The organism is Hoyosella subflava DQS3-9A1 (assembly GCF_000214175.1).
GTDB classification, from domain to species: domain Bacteria; phylum Actinomycetota; class Actinomycetes; order Mycobacteriales; family Mycobacteriaceae; genus Hoyosella; species Hoyosella subflava.
The window spans coordinates 4335330-4355513 of record NC_015564.1 but is presented as its reverse complement, the minus strand read 5'-3'; the positions used below and the strand labels follow the sequence as shown (position 1 = coordinate 4355513).

Genomic DNA, 20184 nt, shown 5'->3' with positions numbered 1-20184 from the left:
CTTCATTGTGCCTCAGATCACACGCTTGTAGCGTCCCGAATGGCCGTGACGACGTGCTGAGGTGACTCCATGTGAGCCATATGTCCGACACCATCGAGCACCTTCACGTTGGTCAGGCTCGACGCGTTGGATACGGGCACGATCTTGTCGTCCGCGCCCCACACCACGGCGACTTTGCCGTGGTACCGCCCGAGGTCGGTTCTGACGTCGAGATCTTCGCTGGTCAGGGTTGCTGACAGCTGCCGCAGGGCCTCGTCGACCCCGTCGAGGCGCTTATATTTCAGCAGGTCATCGATGAGCTGCCGGGTGACAAGGCCGGGATCGGCGAAGAGTTGCTGCAGATGCGGCTTCAGTTCGCGTCGCGTTTCGGCGGTCGCGAAACCGTTTATGTACGACGAGTTGATCTCTGGACCGAACCCGGCGGGCGAGATCAGGCTCAGCGATGCGACCCTGTCAGGGCTGTGTCCTGCTGCCGTGACAGCTACCGCGCCACCCATCGAATGTGCGACGAGATGCGCTTTGCTGACACCGATTTCGTCGAGGAAACCGAGCACGGTGCGCGCCAAGGTTCCGAGGGAACCGTCCCCCACGTCTTTCGATGAAGCGCCATGCCCGGGCAGGTCCAAAGCGTAGGTGACCCGATTCGTGGCAACGGGCTCCTGGACAAACAGCCACGAGTTCTTGTCGCCGCCGTACCCGTGGATGAAGACGATCGGTGTTTCGTCGCCCTCACCGAGGGAGGCGTACGAGATCTGCCTCCCGTCGACATTGACAGTCGCGATCTTCGGGCCGGACTCGTCCTCCACGGCGCCGGAGGCGAGTTGTTCCCGCGCTTCAGCGACCACGGCGCTGATGTCGTCGTCGGAAACCTCAGGTGGTGCGACGACAGCGATGGTGCCGCCAACCGGGACGTCCTCGTTGACATCCACGACCAGTGCCCGGACGGTACCGTCCCAGGTGGATTCGAGTTCGCCGGCGATCTTGTCGGTGTCGATCTCACAGATCGGGTCTCCGTCAGCGATTGTGTCACCAGGTTTGACCAGCCATTCGGTGATCTTTCCGGACTCCATCGACAGTCCCCATTTCGGCATGGTGACGCGCTGGATGTCGCTCATCTACTTGCTCCAATCAGCGACGGACTTCGCCGCGTTCACGATGTCTTGCACGGACGGAATGTAGGCGTCTTCGAGCGACTCGGCGAACGGCACCGGCGTGTGCGGTGGACTCACCATCCTGATCGGTGCTTTGAGGTCCGCGAATGCCTCCTGCACGACCTGCGCGGAAATGTCGGTTGCGATGTTGCAGCGCGGGCTGGCTTCGTCGACGACGACGAGGCGGCCGGTGTTCTCGACGGATTCGAGGATCGTGTCGAGATCGAGCGGACTCACGGTGCGCGGATCGATTATCTCGGCACTGATGCCGGAGCCTTCGAGTTCCGTCGCGGCGTCCAGTGCGAAGTTCACCATGCGGCCAAGCGCGACGATGGTGACGTCGTCACCTTCACGGGCGACGTTCGCTTCCCCGAACGGGATGGTGTACGACTCCTCGGGCACCTCGCCTGTCGCGTCGTACATAGCTTTGTGTTCGAGGAAGATCACCGGGTCGTTGTCTCGAATCGACTGGATGAGCAGACCCTTCGCCTCGTAGGGACTCGAAGGCAGAACGACTTTCAGCCCCGGAAGGTGCGTGAAGATCGGGTACAGGGCCTGCGAGTGCTGCGCCGCGGCGCGAAGCCCCGCGCCGTACATGGCGCGGATCGTGACAGGGGTGACGGCTTTGCCACCGAACATGTACCGGAACTTCGCTGCCTGGTTCATGATCTGATCCAGGCAGACACCTGCAAAGTCGATGAACATCAGCTCAGCGACCGGGCGCATACCGCGAGTGGCTGCGCCCACCGCCGCTCCGATGAAGGCGGACTCGGTGATGGGAGTGTCGAGCACCCGCCCGGGAAACCGTTCGTAGAGACCTTTGGTGACGCCGAGAACACCTCCCCACGCATCATCTTCGCCGGGTGCGCCCGCCCCGCCCGCGTTGTCCTCACCCATGACGATCACGGACTCGTCTCGTTCCATTTCCTGCCGCAGCGCTTCGTTGATCGCCTCGCGGTAGCTGAGCTTGCGTGTAGCCATTGATTCTTCCTCTCAGTACTTCACGTAGACGTCGGTCAGCACGTCTTCGGCGGTGGGGACGGGGGCAGCCTTTGCTTCGTCAACGGATTCGTCGATCAGTTGCGCGATCTCGGCGTCAACCTGGTCGAGTTGAGCGCGGGTCAGCCGCCCGGATTCTGTGACGCGGCGCCGGAAGCGTGTGAGGCAGTCCAGGTTTGCCTTTGCGTTGGCTACCTCGTCGCGGGCCCGGTAGGTCTGCTGATCGCCTTCGAAGTGCCCGTAGTACCTGGTGAACTTCACTTCGATCAGTGTGGGGCCACCCCCTTCGCGGGCCCGCGCGATTGCTTCACCGGCCGCTTCATAGACAGCGAAGAAGTCGAAACCATCAACGATGACGCCCGGCATGCCGAACCCAGCGGCCCGGTCGGCAATGTTGTCCGCCGATACGGACCAGGTCGAACTCGTCGCCTCCGCATATCCGTTGTTCTCCGCGACGAAGATCGCCGGAAGGTTCCACACGGATGCGAGGTTCATCGCTTCAAGCGTTGTGCCCTGGTTTGATGCACCGTCGCCGAAGAACGCAACGCCCACACCGCCGTCACCTGTGAGTTTTGCTGCGAGAGCAGTCCCGCAGATCAGCGGCGGTCCGCCACCGACGATGCCGTTCGCTCCGAGCATTCCTTTCGACAAATCGGCGATGTGCATCGAACCGCCTTTGCCCCGGCATGATCCAGTTTTCTTCCCGAAGATCTCGGCCATCATGGGCTTGACGTCGACGCCTTTGGCGATGCAGTGGCCGTGGCCGCGATGGGTTGAGGAGATGGTGTCGCGGCCCGGTGCGAGGTGGGCGCACACTCCGGTGGCGGAGGCTTCTTCGCCTGCGTAGAGGTGCACGAAACCCGGGATGTCACCCGAGGCGAATTCGTCGTGCACACGGTCCTCGAATGCGCGGATGGTGCGCATCGTGCGGTAGGCATCGAGGAGTTGGGATTCGCTGAGCCCAGTTGCATCTGGTGCATCTGAGCCCAGCGAAGACAGTGTTTGCGTCATCAGGACCTCCCTGCTGTAGCCATTTCTTGAGAAGCCACATGTGGCTGGCTGGGGTGAGCAAGTGTTGCGGGCACATCGATCACGTACGGTCCGTCGTGCGTCAGCGTGACGGTGACGTGATCGTTGGGCCCGAACTCGACTTCGCGCTCGCCATCGAGCGCGATGGTGCCCCGCAAAGATTTGGTTTGCGTGGCGACGATATTGGGGACATTCGGTAAGAGTGGGTACACGCGACCGACGCCGACAGGCTCGAGCAGGCCCGGGGCGATGGGTGCAAGTACACGAACGCCGTCTGGATCTAGGGTCACGCCCACACCGTCGGGGGCGGTCCTGCTTGTCGGTAGCACCTGGCCTGCGATCGACGAGAGTCCAATGGCGTGCGGTTCGGCAAACGTGCAGTACAGCTCGCGCAGTGTGTCCGGCTTCCACAGCGCTCGGGCCCCGATGTCGCTGAGCGAGTTAACGCAGACGTCGACGAGCGCGAGTTCGCGGATTGTGGTGCCATCTGTGCGTGTGACGGCGACGTGGAGAAGTTTGCTGCGGCAGGCGGGTGCAGGTGCACGGCCGGTGGCGACAAGGCCTGCGGCCATGCCCCCTACGGTCGCCTCGATCATGATGGGGAACGCGTTGTTGGTGCCTGTGCTGAGCGCCAGCATCGGTGTATCGCCTAGTGCGGGCGCAGCGGCGCGCATTGTCCCGTCGCCACCGAGCAGCACCACGGCTGCCGCGCACTCCGTGGCGATCCTTTCGGTGTAGCGCGTTGTGTCGGAAGCGGTTTCGGTCGCGTGTTCCAGGGTGAGGAACTCGACTTCGGGCCAGCGAACATGCTGGGTTCGAGCGGCGTTCTTGAGCCGCTCCATCTCTCTCAGCACTCCGGCGGCGATGCCGAACTTGTCGGTCGACATCAGCACTCGCTCGACTCCGAGGGCGCCCGCGGCACGGATGATGCGCAGAACCATCGAAGCCTTCTCGGTGTTGGGAAAAACGGAGGCCTGCGCGATGAGGCGACGAATGTCTCGGCCTGACATCGGATTGGGAATGATGCCGATCGCACTGCCGGGGACGACGGGCTGCGGGTGCATGCTCACGCTTCGTTTCTCTGTGACCTGGGACACGCTGGGGAGGGTTGCGGGGAGTTGCAACGGTCAGCGGTATACGAGCCCGCCGTCGATCATGGGGCTCTGCCCGGTCATATAGTCGGAATCCGGCCCAGCCAAGTACGAAACGAAACCGGCCACGTCTTCGGGGGTTTGCGCTCGTCCCAGTGCGATACCTTCGACGAACTTCTCGTATGTCGCACCTTTTGGTGCTCCGGTAAGTTCTGCGAAGCGTTCGTCGATTTCTACCCACATGTCGGTGCCGACAACGCCCGGGCAGTAGGAGTTGACGGTGATGCCGTCTGACGCGTACTCCTTCGCAGCGCTTTGGGTGAGCGCGCGCACCGCGAATTTGGTGGCGCAGTAGACGCCGAGCATGGCGAATCCGTCGTGTCCCGCGATCGAGGAGGCGTTGATGATTTTGCCGGGCTGTTTGCGTTCCTGGAACTTTGTCGCCGCGGCCTGAATCCCCCACAGCACGCCTTCAAGGTTGACGCCGAGGATGGTGGACACTTCGTTTTCCGTTACCTCGGAAAGAGGCTGGACCTGAGCGATACCGGCGTTGTTGACCATGATGTCGAAGCCGCCCAGCGCGGACTCCGCGTGATCGACGGCGTCGTACACCTGCTGCCGGGAGCTGACGTCGGCCTGGAATGTGGTCGCTTTTCTGCCGCGTTCGCGGATTTCCGCGGCGACGGCCTCCATGTTCTGCTCATTGGTGTCGACAAGCGCGATGGCGGCACCGTCATCGGCGAGCCGTAGCGCGATAGCGCGACCGATGCCGCGTCCACCTCCGGTTACGAGGGCGACTTTGCCAGTGATTGTCATCGGGACTCCTTCCAACCCCAGCGGTGTGCTGGAGTGAATGAGTCCGTTCTATGTGACCTGGGCTACATCTGACAGGGTTGCGAGGGGTTGCACCGCCCGGCCCGATGCAAATCCATCAGCGGGCGTCATGCGAAACCCTCCGAAATCAGCAGTTTCCATTGACCAGCGCTGATGGATTTGCGGCAGCGGTGTGCGCTGCGTCTGCTTTGCGGGCGGCGCGACGGCGTTGAGCGGCCGCATAGCGCTGACGTTCCAGGTCGGTTTGTGGTTCGAGCCGCGGGACGGACGCTGGTTTGCCGAAGTCATTGACGGCCACCATCGTGAAGTACGAACTGTTGGTGTGCCGGACTTTCCCAGTGCGGATGTTCTGCGTTTCGACACGAATACCCACCTCCATTGAGGTACGTCCCGTGTAATTGATCGACGCTGAGAACGTGACGAGTTCCCCGACGTGGACGGGCTGCCGGAACACGACCTGATCGACAGAGAGTGTCACCACGTATGTTCCGGCGTAGCGGCTGGCGCATGCGTACGCGACTTCGTCTAAGTGCTTCAGCATTGTTCCCCCGTGGACATTTCCACTGAAATTGGCTGAATCTGGGGTCATCAAGACAGTCATGTACAGCGTTCGCTGGCGGTCGCTCATTGCACTTTCCCTAACGTGGCAGGTTTCTGGTGAATGCGCGACGATGCGTTCGTTACGCGGGTGCAACCCGAATGAACCGGCGTGCACAGAGTATGTCTGGTGCGCTGCGGTTACCGGTGAGTATGTGGTGAATTGCACGCGCAGTCCGTGCGGTTCCGGTGCGGTACGCGTTGCGAAGGGTTGCAGCACGCCCCCACCTGGGATAACTGGCAGCCGGTAGCTGCGCCACTTGAGAGTAATGTCCAACACCTTCTACCTTCGCCGCCATGCCAGTCGCACCAGCAGGACGGCGCCTCCTCAGACTCGAGGTGCGCAACTCTGAAACACCGATTGCGCGGAAACCTCCGTGGATCCGGACCACGATGCGAATGGGTCCGGAATTCCGTGCTCTGCACAACCTTGTCGAGCGTGAAGACCTGCACACTGTGTGCCAGGAAGCGGGCTGTCCCAACATCTTCGAATGCTGGGAGGACCGGGAAGCTACGTTCCTTATCGGTGGTGATCAGTGCACGCGGCGCTGCGACTTCTGTCAGATCGATACCGGCAAGCCAGCCGAGTTCGATCGTGATGAGCCACGCCGGGTCGCCGAATCAATTGCCACGATGGCATTGCGGTACGCGACGGTCACGGGTGTGGCCCGCGATGATCTACCGGATGGGGGCGCGTGGCTTTACGCGGAGACAGTGCGCCAGGTCCGTGCGCGCAGTCCAGAAACTTCAGTTGAGCTGCTCATTCCTGACTTCAACGGCGCGCCCGAATTGCTGCGGGAAGTTTTCGATGCTGGGCCGCAGGTTCTTGCGCACAATCTTGAAACCGTACCGCGGTTGTTCCGGCGAATCCGTCCTGCATTCACCTACCAGCGTTCGCTTGACGTAATCAGCTCTGCGGCGGATTCGGGACTCGTCACTAAATCGAACCTGATACTCGGGCTAGGCGAGGAACGCCATGAGGTCGGTGCGGCACTGCGCGACTTGTATTCAGCCGGATGCCACCTGATCACGATTACTCAGTACTTGCGGCCCACGTCGCGGCACCATCCGGTTGAGCGATGGGTCCCGCCAGAAGAATTCACCGAACTCGCCGGCCTCGCCCGGGAAATCGGCTTCCTGGGTGTCATGTCGGGGCCCCTTGTTCGTTCGTCCTACCGCGCGGGCCGACTGCATGCCCAGGCGCGCGATGCCCTATCTCAGCACAGAAGGAGACTCTCGTGACCAGTGATGTCGTCGTTCTCGGCGGTGGATCTGCCGGCTATGCGACCGCCTTACGGGCAGCCGCTCTCGGAATGCCCGTCATTCTTATTGAATCGGGCAACCTCGGAGGGACGTGCTTGCACCGCGGGTGTATTCCGACGAAAGCCCTGCTCCAGGCGGCTGAAACCGCAGACTCAGTTCGGGAAGCGTGCCGGTATGGCATTGAGGCATCGATGTCCGGCGTGAGTGTCGACGCTCTGCGCAGCTACCGTGAGGCCGTTGTCGGCCGTCTGCACAAGGGCCTGCGCGGGCTGATCGACGCGAGCGGAATCACGGTCGTTTACGGCGAGGGACAGGTCACTGGCCCACGTGAAGTGACAGTGGACGGACTTGTCATCCAGGGTGACTATCTGGTGTTATCCACCGGATCATCGCCCAGGGTGCCCGCAGGTATCCAGCTCAGCGATCGGGTCGTCACCAGTGACGGCGCTCTTGACCTCTCGTACCTTCCTGACGACGTCATTGTGCTCGGCGGTGGAGTAATCGGGTGCGAGTTCGCAAGCGCGTGGGCATCTCTTGGCGTCACCGTGACGGTGGTCGAAGCGCAGGACAAGCTGCTCCCCGGCGAGGACGAGTTCGCATCGAAACACCTCGCCCGCGCATTCCGGAAACGAGGGATCAAGACGAAGACCCGCGCCGCGGTCACGGAGGTGATCGAAGACGAGGACGCGGTGACGGTCACCCTCGAGTCGGGTGAACAACTCGAGGCGGCGATACTGCTTGTCGCGGTAGGCAGGGGGCCGAATACGCAGGGCTTTGCCGACGCAGGCATCGAACTCCAAAACGGGTTCGTCGTCACCGATGAGAGGCTGCGCGCCAGCGTCCCGGGGGTTTATGCTGCCGGTGACATCGTCGCCGGACCGCAACTCGCTCATCGTGGTTACCAGCACGGCATTTTCGTGGCCGAAGACATCGCGGAGTGCAAACCAGAGGTGGTCGATGATCGGAAGATTCCGCGCGTGGCCTATTCGCGCCCGGAGGTCGCGTCGGTGGGTCTCTCTGAGACGCAAGCGAGGGAGCGCTACGGGAACTCCGTGGAGACTGCCGTCTACGACCTTGCTGGTAATGGTAAAAGCCAGATCCTCGGCACATCCGGTGGTGTGAAGGTCGTGGCAGTCGAGGGCGAAATCGCAGGCTTGCACCTCGTCGGTGATCGGGTGAGCGAGTTGATTGGCGAAGCGCAGGCGTTAGTGAGTCTCGGCGTTACCGCTGGCGCGGCAGCCAAGCTCATTCATGCCCATCCAACGCAAAGTGAAGCTCTCGGCGAGGCATTAATGGCGCTCGCCGGTAAACCATTCCACGTACATGTTTGATTACGGCCAGGGAATTGCTGGCCGCAATCAAACCGTGTTTTATGTCAGTGACCCCAACCGAAGCTGAGACCTGCGCTGCCGCCGCCGCCTAGTGACCATTTGCCGACGTTGCCGCTGAGGTCTGCGCCGCCGCTCACCGATCCGCCGCCGCTTGAGCAGCAACTGAAGGACGTGCCTCCGCCTGCACTGCCTCCGAGTCCGAATGACCAGGCGCTTGCTGCGGCGGGGCTGATGACGAGCGCGGCGGCTGCTGCCGCAGCGACGAGGCTAGCTCGTGACCGGGTTGTCAGTGTCATTGGTCAACTCCTTTGCCGAGGTATGGATAGTTCGCCCCGACCGGACCACGTGGTCTGTCTTTAGATTAGCAAAATAGATCCACCATTAATTTATTCACCAACGGTAATTATTTGTGAATTCATGCAACGCATTGTTGTCAATTTAGAGCATCATAGATCGCGAATAGTTTCAGAGGTGAGATTCGGGTGCCACCGCCCTGTTGGATAGCTGACCGCGAGTGGCCCGAGGTTGCATGGTGTCAGGCAGCCAGTTGGCGTGACGAGCGCATCTGGAAATTCGGCCTGCACAGCCCGGAACACCCCACCCGCACCGTAGGCAGTGCACCGTGGGCCGCGGCACACAAGGATATGCCGGTCGTGCTCGGGAATCGCCGACCAGGCAGGGCTACGGAACGCTCGCGGGCTCGCGGTGATCGCCCGCCCCGGTTGTGATGTCAAGTGCTCGACTGCGGCCGTGAGTCCGGAAGTGGAGTCGACACCATCAGTGATTGTGACGTCCAGTCGAGTGTCGCGGGTTTCACGCCAGTTGGCGACCGACCGCGCGATCCACGTCTCGAGGTAGCGATCACGGGGAACCGCAAGTGGAACCAGTGTGACGGCGAGTGACCACGTCGCGGCCTCGTCGAGGCGAGAATGAATCGATGGCTCACCCTGGTCGAGCAGAGCATATTCTGCTCCGACCGCCTCTGCGAGGCGTTGCAAGGAGGCAAGGTCCACGCCACTCGGGGTGGGGCGGGCAATGAGGACAGTGCAGCGTTTGCGTGACTCGTCTGTTTTCACCGGGCTGACACCCTCCGGCCAGCCGGAATGACTAGCGGTGTCCCAGCGAGGGGATCGTTGATCACCGAACAGGGCAGTCCGAACACCTCCTCGACCAAGTCGGTCCTTACCACCTCCGTGGGCGTTCCCTGTGCGACGACACGGCCGTCCTTCATCGCGACCAGATGATCTGCGTAGCGTGCAGCGAGATTCAGGTCGTGCAGCACCGCGATGATGGTGCGCGGCCTGAGATCGTGCAGCAGGTCGAGAACATCAATTTGATGAGCCAGATCCAGGAATGTGGTGGGCTCGTCGAGAAGCATCACGTCGGGCCCTTGCGCGAGGGCCAGAGCAATCCAGACGCGTTGTTTCTGACCCCCGGAGAGTTCGTCGATACACCGCTCCGCTAGTTCGGTCACGCTGGTTGCTTCCATTGCACGCCGCACCGCGGTCTCGTCCCGCTCGCTCCATTGCCGGAACCATCGCTGATGGGGATGGCGGCCGCGAGAAATCAGATCGGCGACGGTGATTCCATCGGGAGCGATCGGCTGCTGCGGCAGCATCCCAAGCCGCTGTGCGAGCGAACGAGCCGGTAAATCGCCTATGTTCGTACCGTCGAGCAGCACCGCTCCCGTCTGGGGTTTGAGCAGCCTCGCCAGCCCGCGCAGCAGCGTTGATTTGCCGCAGCCATTGGGGCCGACGATTACAGTGAGCTCGCCCGCGGGGAACGCAACGGTGACGTCGGTGACGGCGGTGTGACCGCCGTATCCGAGAGTGAGGCTTGTGGTCGCGAGGTGGGAAGTCATCCAGCATGTCCAATCCGGGTTGCGCGAGCAAGTAGGTACACGAGAACAGGCGCGCCGATGACGGCAGTAACGACACCGACAGGCAGCTCTGCGGAGAACATGAGCCGCGCGGCAAGGTCAGCGGTGACGACGAGGAGTGCGCCCGCTGCTGCTGCCGGGATGAGGCCCGGGCTGCGTTCTCTCAGAAGGCGGCGAACGATCTGTGGAGCCACGAGAGCGACGAACCCTATGGGTCCAGCGGCGGCAGTTGCCATCGCGGCGAGCGTCACGGCGACGATCACCAGCGCGACACGGTTGGAGCCGCGACGGCCCGACAGCGTGTGAGCCAGTTCGTCTCCGAGTTCGAGCAGTCGCAGGGATCTCGCGAGATACGTGAGCGCGGGCGTCAGAGAGGCTAACGTCACGCCGATGATGATGGCGTGCGGCCACGCGCGGTTAGCGAGGCTGCCGGTGAGCCACATGGCGGCGGTATGCGCCTGATAGATGTTCGCGCGAGTCAGAATCAGCGAAATGACCGATGAGAGCATTGCGCTCACACCGATACCCACCAGGACGAGGCGATATCCGGTGAGGCCGTTTTTGTTCGCGACAGCGAGGATGAGCGTCATCGCGAGGAGGGCCCCGCCTAGTGCGCCGGCCACTATGTGGACTCCGGACCCGCCGATGACGGTGATGACAACGAGCGCACCGAACGCCGCACCCGCGTTGATCCCGATGACGTCCGGGCTGACGAGCGGATTCGAGGCGATCCGCTGCAGTATTGCTCCGGACAGCGCGAACGCAGCCCCCGTTAGGAGGGCAACAGTTACTCGCGGCAGGCGGTCGTTGAGCAGCACGTCCGTCTCGATGAGGGTGCCGCCGCCGGTCATAACGCGAATGATGTCGGCGACGCCCATCGCGTAGTGCCCGAGCGTCAGCGACCAGACGGCGATGGCCGCGGCCGAGACGGCCAGCACACAGGTGATCAGAATTGAGCGCTGGTGCAGGCGGAACGTCATCCGCCGGTCCGGTGAGCTAAGCAGCACAGTGCCCGCTGGCAGAACTGTCATAGCTTCGCCACCTTCCGGTTGCGGACTAAGTACAGGAAGATAGGCGCCCCCGCGAGCGCTGTCACGATGCCCACCTGGATTTCCTGCGGCTGCACCGCGACCCGGCCAATGATGTCCGCAAGCAGGAGCACTGTGGGCGCGAGAACCACGCACCAGACAAGCAGCCAGCGGTAGTCGGGACCGGCTATTGCGCGCGCTATATGGGGCACGACGAGTCCAATGAAACCGATGGGCCCCGCGATGGCGGTGGCGGCACCTGCGAGAAGGACAACACTCAGAGCGCCAGATATGCGGATGAGGATGAGTCTGGCTCCGAGCGTGCGGGCCATGTCATCACCCAGCGCAATGGAGTTCAGCGCGCGCGAGACAGCGAACGCCAGCACCGCGCCAACCAGCATGAATGGCGCCACAGTGGACAGGGACCCCAGGTCGGCTCGGGTAAGGGAACCGACTACCCAGAACCGGAAGTCGTCGAATGTGCTGCGGTCGAGCAGACTGATCGCGGTGGTCATGGACCCGACTAGCGCCGCGAAAGCAGCGCCAGCGAGAGCCAATTTGACTGGAGTTGCCCCGCCGTATCCGAGTGAACCCAGGACGTACACGAATACAGCCGCAACTGCGGCCCCAATGAATGCGAACCAGATGTACCCGCTCAGTGCCGTCACACCGAGAGCGCTCATCGCGATGACCACCGCGAACGCGGCTCCCGCATTGATGCCCAGAATCCCTGGTCCCGCGAGTGGGTTGCGAGTGAGTCCCTGCATCACCGCTCCAGCGAGGCCGAGCGCGATTCCAGCGAACAGTCCCGCGAGCGTGCGCGGCAGGCGGATGTGGTGGACCACCAGGTCCGTGTCAGCGCCCTGGTAGTCGGTGAACGCCTGCACAGCCTGGTCCAGACTTAGTGGGTGATTCCCGACGAGAATCGACGCGGCACACGTCGCGGCGAGGAGCAACGTGGCGAAGAGGAGACCCGCCCCGCGCGTCAAACCGCGCCGGGCGAGTCCGGTTGCCGGTGCTGCGGCATCGCGAGTGGTGCGCTGCGGCGAATGAGCCACACCGACCATGGCTACCCCCCGAACAGATCAGGATGGATGAGTTCCGCGACGAGTTCTGTCGAATGGGCGGCACGGACGCTCGCGGCGCGATCAGCGAAAAGGAACGCGTAGACAGTCCCGTTCTGTACCGCGGTGAGGTTCGCGAGCGCCGGTGACGTGACAATCTTCTCGACATCGGGGAGGGCATCGTCTCGGGTGTATGAGGCGTCGCAGCACGTGCTGGTGAGGATGACGTCCGGGTTTCGCTGGATGAGTTCTTCAGCGCCGATCTGTATGTTTCGCCGTTCCGTGAGATCCGAGAAGGCGTTCACCCCGCCGGCAGCGTCGATGATCTGGGTGATGAAGTCGGTGCCACTCGCGATGCTGAACGTGCCGTCAGCCCGCGGACTCACCACGGCGACAGACGGCCGTTCGGCGCCTGCCACAGCGTCGCGCACGGCAGCGATACGTGACTCGAGGCTGGCGATGACTTCTTCAGCCCGCTCCTCCACATCCCAGAGAGCGCCCAAGTCACGCAGATCCGCGTATACATTGTCGAAACGCACGGTTGCGGGGTTGATTGCCTCGTCGGCGAGCCCGTCAGAGCTCGGGCAGAGGGGGCTGAGAATCCACGTGCCGACGCCGAGGTTATGCAAGCTCGCTCGCGTGCCGACGCTGCTCTGTGAGGACTCAGCGAAGACACCGTTGAAGCCGGAGAACACGAAGTCGGGGTTCTGTGCAAGGAGTTCGTCCCGGCTCGGCAGGCTTTCCACGTAGGCTGCGTCCGCTTGCGCGTTTTCGTATTCCGGCAGTACTTGCGAATCGAAGAATGCCGTGCCGATCAGCCGGTCGCTGACACCCAGCGCATGTGCGACTTCGATTGCTGGCTGGTAGGCCGCGTAGATCCGCTGCGGTGGTTCGTCGACGGTGATGTCGATCCCGCAGTTGACGCGAGTGGTGTCCTCGCCGGCATGGGCGACGGTTTCGGGTTCGGTGTTGCTGCAGCTCGCGAGTGCTAATGCAGCGGTAGTGAGAAGCGCACCGGTGCGCAGGTACGCCAAAACAGAGATGGTCACAGTGACCGCCTTCCAGGTCCTCGTGGAATCGGATAACGCTGGCCGTGGCCGGTCTCCTGGCTGACGGGAATTGCCGCGAGGGTTCTGCCTTCCCGAAACGTTGCCGTTTCAGTGACTCCGCGCCCAGATAGAAACTTGAAAGGCGCAGAACGAACCTTCACTCCCGATCACAGTGGCGAGGGCCGCACCGGTTTCACACCGATTTCCCGAGCACCACGGCAGATATGACAGTAGCAGTGAACCGCTATTGCTCTAATCCGTCCCGGTCGGCCCACTCGAGCAACGGCTGCAGATCGAAAACTGCGTCGTCGATGCCTTCGTGGAGGTCGCCGAACTTGGCGAAACGGTCTGGCATGGATGCGATGGTGAAGTCATTGGGTTCGGCATCGGGTATTTCGTCCCATTTCAGGGGAGCCGAAACCGTGCCGCGCGGGTTACCGCGCACGGAGTACGCCGCAGCGATCGTGTGGTCGCGGGCGTTCTGGTTGTAGTCCACAAAAAGGTCACTCGGTGACCGGTCACGGCGCCACCAGGCGGTGGTGACGTCGTCGGGCAGGCGGCGCTCGACTTCGCGGGCGAACGCGAGCGCCGCGCGCCGCACTTCAGCGAAGCCATGCTCCGGTTTGATCCGGACGTAAATGTGAAGCCCGTGGCCGCCAGATGTTTTCGGCCATCCGACGGCCCCAAGCTCCTCAAGGATTTCGTGGCTGACCTCGGCTGCCCGCCGCACCTTCGAGAAAGGGCACTTGGGCATCGGATCGAGATCGATACGCCATTCATCGGGCTTCTCAGTGTCCGCGCGGCGCGAGTTCCAGGGATGGAACTCCACGGTTGACATCTGGACGGCCCAGATGACGCTGCCGAGTTCCGTGACGCACAGTTCATCCGCGGTCCGGTTGTATCTCGGGAAGTGCAGCCGCACCGTTTCCACCCACGGCGGCGCCCCGCGGGGGAGGCGTTTCTGATGGACTTTCTGACCGTCGACTCCGTCCGGGAAGCGGTGCAGCATGCACGGACGCTCGCGAAGGGCCCTGACGATGCCATCTCCGACGGACATGTAGTACTTCGCGAGGTCGAGTTTTGTTTCGCCGCGCTGCGTGAAGTACACGCGGTCGGGACTCGATAGTTTGATGACGCGGTCGCCGACTTCGAGTTCCACCGGCGCTGCCGATTTGGCCTTGGCCATACTCGGAGGGTAGCCGGTGGTGCTCGTCAGAACTTGGGATTGGTGGGGACTGTGACGGGTTCCAAGGCGCGTTGCGTAATGCGGATATGGTTACCGAAGGGATCTCGGAGGGAGCAATCGGTGCCATAAAACCGTTCAACGGGTTCCTGCGTGAATTCGACACCTTTCTTCTCGAGTTCGTCGAAGGTCTTCTGGCAATCGTCTGTGCCGAAGATGACCGTCCCGAGGGCCCCTTTTGTGAGGAGTTCACGTACGAGTTCCGCCGTAGCCTCGTCATGGTTGGGCGGGCCAGGCTTCATGAGAAGGATTTCGTGGCGTGCATCGCCAGGGACGGCGACGGTCAGCCAGCGCATGAAACCCATGTCCGCGTCGGTCTGGACCTCCAAGCCGAGCTTGCCGACGTAAAAGTCGAGAGCCTCATCTTGGTCGAGAACGAAAAGCTGCGAATGGGTTGTTCCAGTTACCAATTGATCTGCCATGCCCGTAACAGTACGGAGCAGGCAGAAGCGCACGCTTCTCCAAAACTGCTCAGTCTTGGTGGGCGGGCTTCACTTCAGTGCTGGGTCGGTACCAGTTCATGACGAAGCACGTGGGTACCGGGGGCAGGCCTGCCGTGTGACGTCGATACTCGGTGGGTGATTCACCCATGATCGCGCGAAATGTTCTGCTGAACGTGCCGAGGCTGGAGAAACCGACGGCGAAGCAGATGTCCGTAACGCTCTGGCGGGTTTCGCGGAGCAGGAACATCGATCGTTCAATGCGGCGCCGCTGCAAGTACCGGTGAGGCGTTTCGCCGAACGTTTCCTTGAACGTGCGGATGAAATGTGCTTCCGACACGTGTGCGGCGCGGGCGAGCGCTGAGATATCGAGGTCATCGGCGTAAGCGCGGTCGATCATGTCGCGCGCCCGCAGCATGCGACGATTCGACTCCTCGACCGCCCGTCCCACGCAGACGACGGTACTACGGGCAGGCGTTATAGGTGCGTGGGTTCTAGGGGTTACGTGCTCTCGGTTTCATCGAGCATCTCCCAGTCCCCCTGGTCAGTTTGCACTTCGAGACGATAGGCGTCGGCACCGTTGGGCAGGTTGTTTCGGAACCATTCGACGGCCTCTGTCGCGTCGTGCAGTTTGGTGCTTTCGACGACTTCCTTGGACGAGTTGATGATCCGGTATTCAGCCATGGGGGAGCGGTACCCGTCATGCTTCCCTGTTAAACCCAGGGCGCAGCAGCGGGCTCAGCCCATCCGGGCCTGGGCCAGCTTTACCAAGTCCGCATTGCCGCCTGACACGACGAGGACGACGGTGCTGCCGGCTGGCAATGAGACAGCTCCGGACCGCAACGCTGCCAGTCCCACCGCCGCGGCAGGCTCCACGATCAGCTTCGCCGAATCCGCGAGGTCAGCCCACGCCTCACCGATCGCGTTTTCGCTGACTACTGCCATTTCGTCGACGTAGGCGAGCGCGTTCTCCAGGGTGTGGTTCCCGGCTCGCGGCGCCGCAAGGCCGTCGGCGATGGTCCGCGCGGCACGAGGCAGTTCGCGCACTTCACCGTGCGTCATCGCGAGGGACAGCGCATTAGAGACTTCCGGCTCAACACCGATAACGCGCATCGACGGGGCTAGTGCCGTCACGGCCGCCCCAATCCCGCTGATCAGACCACCTCCACCGACTGGCACGATCACCGCCGCCGCATCTTGAGCGTCTTCTGCAATCTCCAGCCCGACTGTGCCTTGACCAGCGATGACTTCGGGCAAGTTAAACGGCAGCAGCGCGGGATACCCGTACTGCGCGGCCAGTTCCTCAGTGGTACCCAACAGGTCGTCCGTCGGCACGATTTCGCCACCGTAGCGCCGCACATTGATGACTTTGGATTCGACTGCGTCGTGTGGCATCGCGATGATCGCTTTCACGCCGAGCCGCTGACCCGCGAAGGCGACCGCGGCGGCATGGTTCCCTGCGGAGAAGCCGACGACCCCCTCGGGGAGTGTGCCGTTCTCCTTCCATGTGAGCAGGGTGTTGAGGGCTCCTCGCACTTTGAAGCTACCGGTGTTTTGCAGGCTCTCCGGTTTGATGAGAACCCGCAGCCCAAGTTCGTCGGACAGGCGCGCACAGGGGAGGAGCGGTGTTCTGATGACGTCGCTGGCGATCCGGGTCGCGGCACCTCGCACGTCATCGACGGTGACCAGTGTCATGGGGCGAGCGTAGCCCAACCATTGCGGCGACAGCCTCACAAGCAACGGGACAGAATGCGCCGAAACGACTTGTGAGTCTGTCCTGTTTCCCATGAGGCTACGGGGATGCAGCGAGCCAGCTCTGATTCCGTCACCACCATATGAAGAGTTCTGAATCTAGGCCAGGTGAACTGCACCCGCTATCGCTGTATTACTTCGCGAATGAACCGGCCGGCCTCGCCGACCGCGGCTGTGGATTCGGCAACCAGTCCGGCGTGCAGATGCACCACGTGCCACAGGCCGTCGAAAACCCGGTACTCGACAGGTATCCCAGCAGTGCGTGCATGCTCAGCGAGCCGTTCCGAGTCGTTGAAGAGAATCTCGTCGCTACCGACATGGATCAGCAGCGCGGGCAATCGACTTATGTCTGTAGTGAGCGGGTCGAGTTCGCTGGTGATCGCGCCCGCGACGTCTTTGCTGCCGACATAAAGTTCCGCACATTTGCGCAGCCACGAAACCTGAAGCATCGGGTCGGGCCGGTCGGCAAGCTGGTCGAGCGTCAGATCAAGCCAGGGGGATAGCAGCACCGCACCGGCGGGGAGCGGCATTCCCGCGTCTCGAATGCGGAGCAGCGCTGCCATCGTGAGTCCGCCACCTGCGGAATCACCGGCGATGACGGTTGTGCTGGGTTGTACACCGTCTGCGAGCAGGGCCTGGTATGCGGCGACTACGTCATCTACAGCGCCTGGATATGCCGTCTCAGGCGCGAGGCGATAGTCGAGAGAGTAGACCTCCGCGCCCGCAGCCTTTGCCAGGTGCGCAGCGAGTGGCCGGTGCGTCGCTGGCGAGCCGACTGTATAGCCGCCACCGTGCAAATAGAGCACCGAGCCAACCGTACTGTTACCGCGAATGCTGACGCGATCCGCTGGCCGCGTGCCGAGCGTGACCTTCTCCACCACAGTGTTCCGTGGCAGCATCGACGCACCACTTACCGCAGCAATCAGTCTGCGCTGCACCGGCACTGGAATTGCTGGATTCAGCACCGGACGCAGGAGAAGCTGAACACCGAGTCGCATGGCGCGGGGGCTCAAACGATCTGTTGTTTTCACACGAGTCACGATACTGACGCGCGCATCGGCTCGGCGTAGTAGTCAGCAGGATCGAGCTTGCGCGTCATGGCGTAGTAGGAAAAGGTGAAACCGGGCCAGTTGTTCGTGTTCTTCCCCGCGTCGTTCTTGTACCAACTGGTGCATTCACGGTCCCAGATGGTGGACTCCATGCGCTCTTGCACTTTCTTGTTGAAGGCATTTTGTGTCGCTGGTTTCACGTCGAGCCAGCTGAGCTGCGCGTCGCGCAGGTGACGGATAGCGTCGAGGGTGTAATTGATCTGCGCCTCGAGCATGAGGATGATCGAGTTGTGACCGAGGTTCGTGTTTGGTCCGTATAGCAGGAAGAGATTCGGGAACCCAGAGATTGTGATGCCCAGGTACGCCTCGGCGCCGTCCCGCCATGCTTCGTTGAGGTCCTTGTCTTCAAGGCCGGTGATGCGCATCGGAGCTAGAAAGTCGTTCGCCTGAAAACCTGTCCCCAGGATGATCGCGTCAGCCTCGTGCACGCCGCCCCTAGCGGTAGCGATTCCGTGTGCCAGCACTGTAGCGATTGGTGACGTCTCCACACGGACGTTCGGGCGACGGAGCGCCGCGTACCAATCATTGGACAGCAGAACGCGTTTGCACCCGATCGGGTCTGAGGGGGTGAGTTTTTCGCGCAACGCGGGATCCGTGATCTCGCGGCGCAGATTTCGCAGGAACTTACGTTCATACAGGCCAGCGATTTGCGGGAACCTCGTGAACATCAGTGCGCGGGGTTCGAGTTCGCAGTAGGTCGCCCACCGGCTGACACGTAGCGCGCCGGGAATGCGCTCGAAGGCTGACTTCGCGAGGCGTGGGTAGGCGAAATCGGTTTTGGGGATCACATGGGGGGCGCTGCGCTGAAAAAGTGTGAGCTGCTTGACCTTCGATGCGATCTCGGGCACGAACTGGATCGCGGATGCACCCGTGCCGACGACGGCGACACGTTTGTCGGTCAGCCCGTAATCATGGTTCCAGGCTGCGGAGTGAAACACGGTACCGGCGAATGAATCGAGCCCGGGCAGGCGGGGATACGCGGGGCGGCTGAGCTGACCGCACGCCGGTATCAGGATGTCAGCAGAGTGGTGAGTGCCGTCGGCAAGACTCAGGGTCCAGCGCCCGGTACTGGCACTGAAGGTCGCGCTGGTGACTTCCGTTTTGAACCGGATGTGCTGCCGCATATCGTACTTAGCTGTGCAGTGCTTCAAGTAGTCGAGGATCTCGCGCTGCTCAGCAAAGCGCCGTGACCAGTCGGACTTGGGCTCGAACGAGAACGAGTAGAGGTGTGACGGAACGTCGCAGGCGGCGCCAGGATACGTGTTCTCGCGCCATACGCCGCCCACCTCATCGGCCTTCTCGAACACGGTGACATCGGTGTACCCGCATTGCTTCAGCCGAATACCCATTCCGAGTCCACCGAAGCCTGCCCCGATGATCGCTACCGACGGTTGCTCGCGCCTCATTGCGTGTGTCCAATCTCGTGGGAAACTCCACTCTAAATTTCAGGTTAGGCCTGTGGGGCCGGAGTAGCGTGCCGAATATGAGCGGACTGATTGCGGTAAGCGGTGCGACGGGCGAGATCGGCGGCCGGGTCGCTCAACGTCTGGCAGCTTCTGACGCGAGGCACCGCCTGATTGTGCGAAACCCCGAGAAAGTACGCGAGCCGGGCGCGGAGATCGCACTTGGTGACTTCTTGCACCTCGATACGATGCGGGACGCACTCGAAGGCGCGGACACGTTTTTCTTCGTTTCAGCCCCCGAATCGCGGGACCGTAAGGACATCCAGTGCCGCGTGGTTGAGGCTGCAGCAGAAGCTGGGGTCCGCCGCATCGTGTATGTCTCGTTCGTGTCAGCCGCTCCTGACTGCACATTCACGTTCGGGCGCGATCACTGGCACACGGAAGAAGCGATCCGTGCAAGTGGTCTCGACTTTACGTTTCTGCGCGACAACATGTACCAGGATGTGTTGCCACTTTTCGCTGGTGACGACGGGGTTCTCCGCGGACCCGCGAGCGACGGCAGGCTAGGTGCGGTTACACGTGACGATGTTGCTGATGTTGCCGCTGCGGTACTCACGCAGTCCGGACACGACGGAGAGACGTATGACGTCACCGGTCCTCGCGCATTCACCATGCACGAGGCGGCTGACATGATCACAGAGGTTACGGGGCGTACGGTCACTTATCGTCCGGAGACGCTCGAGGAAGCGTACGCGTCTCGCCAGGTCTTTGACGCGGAGCAGTGGGAGCTCGATGGCTGGGTCACCTCGTACGCTGCCGTCGCTACGGGCGAACTCGACATTGTGACCGATGTAGTTGAGCGCGTCGCTCGCCATCCGGCGACGGACTTCCGCGACTTTCTCGCAATGCAGTGACTCCGCCC

The 20184-nt window shown here is 62.2% G+C and carries 22 protein-coding genes and 1 riboswitch; of the genes, 3 read left to right on the top strand and 19 right to left on the bottom strand.

What is annotated here, in order from left to right; genetic code table 11:
* Positions 1-17 precede the first annotated feature (17 nt).
* The 6 genes from AS9A_RS20230 to AS9A_RS20205 all read right to left on the bottom strand — a co-directional run bounded on the left by AS9A_RS20230 (position 18) and on the right by AS9A_RS20205 (position 5732).
* Positions 18-1115 carry an acetoin dehydrogenase dihydrolipoyllysine-residue acetyltransferase subunit gene (locus AS9A_RS20230; protein ID WP_013809012.1) on the bottom strand — a complete coding sequence of 366 codons (1098 nt, stop codon included), beginning with the start codon at positions 1113-1115 and terminating at the stop codon, positions 18-20.
* On the bottom strand, positions 1116-2132 hold the full coding sequence (locus tag AS9A_RS20225; protein ID WP_013809011.1) for an alpha-ketoacid dehydrogenase subunit beta: 1017 nt from the start codon (positions 2130-2132) through the stop codon (positions 1116-1118).
* 12 nt (positions 2133-2144) lie between these two features.
* Positions 2145-3161 carry a thiamine pyrophosphate-dependent dehydrogenase E1 component subunit alpha gene (locus AS9A_RS20220; RefSeq protein ID WP_013809010.1) on the bottom strand — a complete coding sequence of 339 codons (1017 nt, stop codon included), beginning with the start codon at positions 3159-3161 and terminating at the stop codon, positions 2145-2147.
* Positions 3161-4276: an ATP-NAD kinase family protein gene (locus AS9A_RS20215; protein WP_202798178.1), complete on the bottom strand. Its 1116-nt coding sequence runs from the start codon at positions 4274-4276 to the stop codon at positions 3161-3163. Before AS9A_RS20215 ends, AS9A_RS20220 begins: the two co-directional genes overlap by 1 nt.
* Positions 4277-4306: 30 nt before the next feature.
* Entirely contained in the window at positions 4307-5086 is a 780-nt protein-coding gene (locus AS9A_RS20210) for an acetoin reductase (RefSeq protein WP_013809008.1), read from the bottom strand.
* A gap of 145 nt (positions 5087-5231) precedes the next feature.
* Positions 5232-5732: an acyl-CoA thioesterase gene (locus AS9A_RS20205; RefSeq protein WP_013809007.1), complete on the bottom strand. Its 501-nt coding sequence runs from the start codon at positions 5730-5732 to the stop codon at positions 5232-5234.
* A 266-nt stretch (positions 5733-5998) separates the two neighbouring features.
* Between AS9A_RS20205 and lipA the strand changes: the two genes are divergently transcribed.
* Positions 5999-6943 carry a lipoyl synthase gene (gene lipA, locus AS9A_RS20200; protein WP_041451252.1) on the top strand — a complete coding sequence of 315 codons (945 nt, stop codon included), beginning with the start codon at positions 5999-6001 and terminating at the stop codon, positions 6941-6943.
* Positions 6940-8295 carry a dihydrolipoyl dehydrogenase gene (gene lpdA, locus AS9A_RS20195; RefSeq protein ID WP_013809005.1) on the top strand — a complete coding sequence of 452 codons (1356 nt, stop codon included), beginning with the start codon at positions 6940-6942 and terminating at the stop codon, positions 8293-8295. The genes lipA and lpdA overlap by 4 nt, the downstream gene beginning before the upstream one ends.
* 44 nt (positions 8296-8339) lie before the next feature.
* Here the strand turns inward: lpdA and AS9A_RS20190 are convergent, their stop codons facing one another.
* The 13 genes from AS9A_RS20190 to AS9A_RS20130 all read right to left on the bottom strand — a co-directional run bounded on the left by AS9A_RS20190 (position 8340) and on the right by AS9A_RS20130 (position 19265).
* Positions 8340-8591: a hypothetical protein gene (locus AS9A_RS20190; RefSeq protein ID WP_013809004.1), complete on the bottom strand. Its 252-nt coding sequence runs from the start codon at positions 8589-8591 to the stop codon at positions 8340-8342.
* A gap of 150 nt (positions 8592-8741) precedes the next feature.
* Positions 8742-9371 carry a (2Fe-2S) ferredoxin domain-containing protein gene (locus AS9A_RS20185; protein WP_013809003.1) on the bottom strand — a complete coding sequence of 210 codons (630 nt, stop codon included), beginning with the start codon at positions 9369-9371 and terminating at the stop codon, positions 8742-8744.
* The gene (locus AS9A_RS20180) at positions 9368-10156 is read right to left on the bottom strand and encodes an ABC transporter ATP-binding protein (protein WP_013809002.1); all 789 of its coding nucleotides are present in this window, start codon (positions 10154-10156) and stop codon (positions 9368-9370) included. Before AS9A_RS20180 ends, AS9A_RS20185 begins: the two co-directional genes overlap by 4 nt.
* Entirely contained in the window at positions 10153-11205 is a 1053-nt protein-coding gene (locus tag AS9A_RS20175; protein ID WP_013809001.1) for a FecCD family ABC transporter permease, read from the bottom strand. The genes AS9A_RS20180 and AS9A_RS20175 overlap by 4 nt, the downstream gene beginning before the upstream one ends.
* The gene (locus tag AS9A_RS20170) at positions 11202-12269 is read right to left on the bottom strand and encodes a FecCD family ABC transporter permease (RefSeq protein ID WP_013809000.1); all 1068 of its coding nucleotides are present in this window, start codon (positions 12267-12269) and stop codon (positions 11202-11204) included. Before AS9A_RS20170 ends, AS9A_RS20175 begins: the two co-directional genes overlap by 4 nt.
* Before the next feature lie 2 nt (positions 12270-12271).
* On the bottom strand, positions 12272-13315 hold the full coding sequence (locus tag AS9A_RS20165) for an ABC transporter substrate-binding protein (RefSeq protein ID WP_013808999.1): 1044 nt from the start codon (positions 13313-13315) through the stop codon (positions 12272-12274).
* A gap of 29 nt (positions 13316-13344) precedes the next feature.
* Positions 13345-13548: riboswitch (cobalamin riboswitch) on the bottom strand.
* Positions 13549-13559: 11 nt separating this feature from the next.
* Entirely contained in the window at positions 13560-14501 is a 942-nt protein-coding gene (gene ligD / locus AS9A_RS20160) for a non-homologous end-joining DNA ligase (protein WP_041451251.1), read from the bottom strand.
* A gap of 26 nt (positions 14502-14527) precedes the next feature.
* The gene (locus AS9A_RS20155) at positions 14528-14980 is read right to left on the bottom strand and encodes a VOC family protein (RefSeq protein WP_183377623.1); all 453 of its coding nucleotides are present in this window, start codon (positions 14978-14980) and stop codon (positions 14528-14530) included.
* Positions 14981-15029: 49 nt separating this feature from the next.
* Entirely contained in the window at positions 15030-15416 is a 387-nt protein-coding gene (locus AS9A_RS20150; RefSeq protein ID WP_013808996.1) for a helix-turn-helix domain-containing protein, read from the bottom strand.
* 83 nt (positions 15417-15499) lie between these two features.
* Positions 15500-15682 carry a hypothetical protein gene (locus AS9A_RS20145; protein WP_013808995.1) on the bottom strand — a complete coding sequence of 61 codons (183 nt, stop codon included), beginning with the start codon at positions 15680-15682 and terminating at the stop codon, positions 15500-15502.
* A 54-nt stretch (positions 15683-15736) separates the two neighbouring features.
* A complete protein-coding gene (locus tag AS9A_RS20140) occupies positions 15737-16693 on the bottom strand; it encodes a threonine ammonia-lyase (RefSeq protein ID WP_013808994.1) in 957 nt (318 codons plus the stop codon).
* Between the two features lie 179 nt (positions 16694-16872).
* Positions 16873-17781 (bottom strand): alpha/beta hydrolase, encoded by a 909-nt coding sequence (locus AS9A_RS20135; RefSeq protein WP_237707844.1) that lies wholly within the window; start codon positions 17779-17781, stop codon positions 16873-16875.
* A 5-nt stretch (positions 17782-17786) separates the two neighbouring features.
* Positions 17787-19265: a flavin-containing monooxygenase gene (locus AS9A_RS20130; protein WP_013808992.1), complete on the bottom strand. Its 1479-nt coding sequence runs from the start codon at positions 19263-19265 to the stop codon at positions 17787-17789.
* Between the two features lie 77 nt (positions 19266-19342).
* Between AS9A_RS20130 and AS9A_RS20125 the strand changes: the two genes are divergently transcribed.
* Positions 19343-20176 carry an SDR family oxidoreductase gene (locus tag AS9A_RS20125; protein WP_041451250.1) on the top strand — a complete coding sequence of 278 codons (834 nt, stop codon included), beginning with the start codon at positions 19343-19345 and terminating at the stop codon, positions 20174-20176.
* Positions 20177-20184: the final 8 nt, after the last annotated feature.